This is a genomic window from Candidatus Aegiribacteria sp., assembly GCA_021108005.1.
Classification (GTDB): Bacteria; Fermentibacterota; Fermentibacteria; order Fermentibacterales; family JCC-6; genus Aegiribacteria.
On sequence record JAIORS010000097.1, the window covers coordinates 1 to 4,125 of the forward strand.

Genomic DNA, 4,125 nt, shown 5'->3' on the forward strand with positions numbered 1-4,125 from the left:
CCTTTAGGTGCCGGGCCTAACAACTAAACATTTTGTCCTTTTATATCCTATTTCTTTCTATCTTCTGCAAGTTTTTTAAACGATCTGTCCCATGTTTTCTCAGCCTCTGGCGAGAACGCGCACGCAGTGAATTCCCCCATTCTTCTGTGATATGCAATACACTCTTTGCAGTTTCCATGCCGGGGGCATCCCGGATAGGTACAGGGGCAATTCTCATTTCTATCGGTCACGGTGTTTCACTCCTCTGAATATGAATCTGTTATTATGCTATTATCTTCTGAATGAAAATCATATCTGATGTATACAGTGAATACTGAAAGAGGACAACTCTATGATAGAAGCCGTTATTTTTGATCTGGATGGAACACTTCTCGATACTCTTGAAGATATTTGTGATGTGGTGAACAGCGTACTGAATTCCAACGGAATACCCGACAAACCTATTGATGAAATAAGGCTTGCAGTAGGCAAGGGAGTTGAGGAGCTGGTGCGAAAGCTTATCCCATCAGGTATCGCAACAGATGAAAGCGTTATGAAAATATCTGATCAGATCAGGGAAACTTATCTCGAACGGGGTTCTGTAAAAACCCGTCCCTATCCTGGGATAAGAGAGCTACTGCAAAGTCTTCAGGTTGAGCATGTACCGATGGCCGTGCTTACTAACAAACCCCAGAATTCAGCCGAAAAGGCTGTGGATTTGTATTTCAGCGATATACCTTTTATCTCGATCAATGGAGTTGAACCCGGCTGCTTAATGAAGCCTTCGCCGGATGTTGTTATACCGATTATCGATAAGTTCGGAACTCTTTCCGGGAATACATTGATGGTTGGTGACAGCGATGTTGATATGGAGACAGCTGTGAATTCTGGAATGATTGCTATTGGTGTATCATGGGGATTCAGGGATGTATCTCTTCTGCTGGAACACGGTGCTGAATACATAGTTGAGAGCCCCGGAGAGATCGTGGAAATCGTAAAAAGGTACCGTAGCTAACATCTGAACACTTGCTACAAGTGAAATAATAGCAATGCTTATTGGTGTTTAGATATTGAACCATAAACATAATATTAGGCACAATAATATATTAATAAGACATAATGTTTAGATGTTGGGCCCGGCACCCATTACACAGATGGCTGATGGTATGGATTTAAGGATCACAGTCGCGTTGTCTGGTATTTGAGATACCAGTTCTCCATCAAGTTCAATCCTGGTGCTTCCCACAGCTTCAAGTCTAAACTCCTTACTGCGCCAGGATATGACAGCGTGGTTTTTCAGGATGCTGCCCCGGAATAACATAGGAACACTTCGGATAAACCGAGTCCGGGAAATTGGCTTGACCATCGCAGTATCCAGCATGTCATCGAAGGGGAAGGAGGAAGGGGAAAGCATCATTCCCCCTCCTATATAGGGACAAACTCCCGAAGTCAGGCTTAAATACTTTCCTGAATACACTTCAGCTTCATCAACTATCATCCTGCCCTCCCAGAGTGGCCTTTCCAGCAAGGTTGAAATAAGGGCGAAAGCATATCCCAGTCTGCCAAGGGAGATCTTCTTCCTCTGTCTGAGAGCCTTCTGAAGAACATATGCATCCAGTCCTATCCCGGCCGAGTTTATAAATACAGAAGAATGAAAGGTATTTCCGTTAGTGTCTGAAATCACACATTGGGCAGCGTCCATATCACATCTGACATCACCGAGAACTGATTCAACAGTATCCTCGAAAGTTTTGATACCTGCGGTTCTGGCCCAGTCGTTACCGTTTCCTGCAGGTAGTATCGAAAGTGGAATTCTGATTTTGCCATGAATGATTCCGGCTGCAATCTGACTGGCTGTTCCATCGCCCCCGTAGGCGATAACACCTTTATAGCCCATATCGGCTGCGGTTGAAGCGCAATCGAACAATTGTCCGTACGATTCCGACGCAAGTATTTCATGCTCGATGTGATTAGATTTGAACAGATTGGCGATATCTGTCAGATTTTTATCCGATATGCCATGACCGGCTTCAGGGTTCGCAAGAATCAGCCATGATGAACCATCTGAAACCGGTCTGTTACACGGCTTGCTAAATTCCGATATATGATCCAACCTTTACGAAGGGACCGGAAAAATCCAGCTCGAAATTATCTGCTTCCTCATCATCGATGGTTACTTTATTCATTTTGTATCCAGCCTCAACACCGAACATTAAGGGAATACAGCCCATCTTCACGGTTGATTCCTGATCCAGCCTTAGAGAAGCCGCGAAACCTATTCCGCTCCCGCTTCCGGAGGTGGATGTATTCGGAGAATCCAGTTTTCTGGTGGCCCATGTGTAAACCGGACCGGCCCCGGCGGATACGGACAACCCTGGTGTACGGGTTAGAACGTAGTAAGCCTGGGCTTCAATAGTGAAGGCCTGATCGTTAAGATCAACGACATCCTCGGTTTCACCGAATAAGAATCCCAGGCCACCCGTGAATATGCCCACCAGGATGTAACTCATCGGATCGTACTCATCCTCGTAAGCACCATGAAGTCTGGAAATACCCATACTTCCCCGGAATCTGAATTTCTCACTGATATCTCCAAGAATTTCAATTGATCCTCCCCAGGCTACACTGCCCAGCTCGAAATCCAATCCTGCCGCGGTGTTCATATCCGCGAAATCCTTTTCATCCTGCATTGAAGGAAAGGACGCGATGAATGAAGGACCAATTCTGAATCCGGGGGAAAAGGAATTGTCCACGTTATCCGAAGGTTGTCCGACCGTGCATAGGAGTAGCATCAGCAGCGTCATTTGTGCACCTCTATCATCTTTGTCTCAATTACATTGTCATCGAGTATTATCCTTATGTAATAGAGTCCGTCGGGAATACGCACACCGTTTTCGTTCTGAAGATTCCATGACGAGGAATGGTTTCCCGAAGTCTGTGTTGTATCTGATAGAATGGTTCTTACGTTTTTCATGTAGCAGTTAAGAGCAATTAAATTCACAACCCCATCGTTGGGAAGATCGTATGTAAATGTGAATTCATCGGTTACCTGGTCGAACGGGTAGGTACTGTCATCACATCCTGCCGATAATATCAGTATAGCAGGTAGCAGTACCATCAATGTTTTTCTCATCACTCCTCCTTATTCTTTAGTGCTTTTATTCAATACGATACTATAATATGTATTATGTATAAAGGAGTGCAAACTATGCAATCCTCTGCCCAATGGCTGAGAAGTAATCTTCATGATATGCAGGACATCAGTGACGATGAAATTAATGTGGCCGGAGAAAGACCTTCCGAAAATCAATATGTCCGATTGGATAAAGTAGATTCGCTGGTTATACACCATTCGGCAACGGAAACAGGATGCGCAAGGGTTTTCAGAGCTCTGCACAGAGCTGTTAACGGCTGGGTTGATATTGGTTACCATTTTGTAATAGGTAACGGAACCCTGTCCGAAGATGGGGAGATAGAATCAGGAAGACCCATCTGGTCTGTGGGAGCTCATGCCAGGAAACACAATAACAATTCCATCGGTATCTGTCTTGTGGGAAATTTCAACCTCTTTTATCCGACAGAAAAACAGCGGCACTCGCTGACAGTATTACTGAGAGAACTGATTGTCGAAAACGGACTATCCAGAGCTGACATTGTTCTGCACAGGGATGTGCCGGGCTGTAACACGGAATGTCCCGGTGACAAAGTTACCAGCAAATGGATAACCGAAACTCTTTAGCAGTCCCGTTTTCCACAGTCGGACTTGCCAGATGCCATACTGTTTTGTATATCTGCGTCTTCTGGAAGGGATAAATAAAACATGATTACTATTCTGACATTCGTACATTTTATAATCTGTGTGCTTCTGGTAGCTGTAGTGTTACTGCAGAAATCCAAAGGAGACGGTCTCTCCGGTGCCTTCGGTGGCGGAGGAGCTTTAACGGCCTCATTTGGGAATCGCGGTGCCGCAACCATGTTGTCAAAAGCAACAACGATTCTCGCAGTGCTGTTTATGGCCACTTCATTTCTTCTGGCGATATTCTAACTTCTGAATTCAGAACCGGGGTGGTGGAATTGGCAGACACGCTAGGTTAAGGACCTAGTGGGCAATTGCCTGTACGGGTTCAAGTCCCGTCCCCGGTACCA

General features: G+C 45.2%; 7 protein-coding genes and 1 tRNA gene. 4 read left to right on the forward strand and 4 right to left on the reverse strand.

All coding sequences use genetic code 11. The features are described from left to right. Positions 1–47: 47 nt before the first annotated feature. Positions 48–230: a DUF6485 family protein gene (locus tag K8S15_05510; protein ID MCD4775494.1), complete on the reverse strand. Its 183-nt coding sequence runs from the start codon at positions 228–230 to the stop codon at positions 48–50. A gap of 101 nt (positions 231–331) precedes the next feature. On the opposite strand from K8S15_05510, the gene K8S15_05515 reads away from it, so the two are divergent. After that, complete coding sequence (locus K8S15_05515) at positions 332–994, forward strand: HAD family hydrolase (GenBank protein ID MCD4775495.1); 663 nt, start codon at positions 332–334, stop codon at positions 992–994. A gap of 108 nt (positions 995–1,102) precedes the next feature. Here the strand turns inward: K8S15_05515 and K8S15_05520 are convergent, their stop codons facing one another. From K8S15_05520 to K8S15_05530, 3 genes are read right to left on the reverse strand one after another with little or no spacing between them, the layout of a single operon-like run. Further along, positions 1,103–2,092, reverse strand: a complete 990-nt coding sequence (locus K8S15_05520) for a diacylglycerol kinase family lipid kinase (protein ID MCD4775496.1) — start codon at positions 2,090–2,092, stop codon at positions 1,103–1,105. Continuing rightward, positions 2,070–2,783, reverse strand: coding sequence for a hypothetical protein (locus K8S15_05525; GenBank protein MCD4775497.1), 714 nt, complete (start codon positions 2,781–2,783; stop codon positions 2,070–2,072). Before K8S15_05525 ends, K8S15_05520 begins: the two co-directional genes overlap by 23 nt. Then, on the reverse strand, positions 2,780–3,112 hold the full coding sequence (locus K8S15_05530) for a hypothetical protein (protein MCD4775498.1): 333 nt from the start codon (positions 3,110–3,112) through the stop codon (positions 2,780–2,782). The genes K8S15_05525 and K8S15_05530 overlap by 4 nt, the downstream gene beginning before the upstream one ends. A gap of 75 nt (positions 3,113–3,187) precedes the next feature. Between K8S15_05530 and K8S15_05535 the strand changes: the two genes are divergently transcribed. From K8S15_05535 to K8S15_05545, 3 genes are all read left to right on the forward strand, one after another. Then, positions 3,188–3,718 carry a peptidoglycan recognition protein family protein gene (locus K8S15_05535; GenBank protein MCD4775499.1) on the forward strand — a complete coding sequence of 177 codons (531 nt, stop codon included), beginning with the start codon at positions 3,188–3,190 and terminating at the stop codon, positions 3,716–3,718. An 81-nt stretch (positions 3,719–3,799) separates the two neighbouring features. Then, complete coding sequence (gene secG / locus K8S15_05540; GenBank protein MCD4775500.1) at positions 3,800–4,024, forward strand: preprotein translocase subunit SecG; 225 nt, start codon at positions 3,800–3,802, stop codon at positions 4,022–4,024. 14 nt (positions 4,025–4,038) lie between these two features. Then, a tRNA-Leu gene (locus K8S15_05545) sits at positions 4,039–4,125 on the forward strand.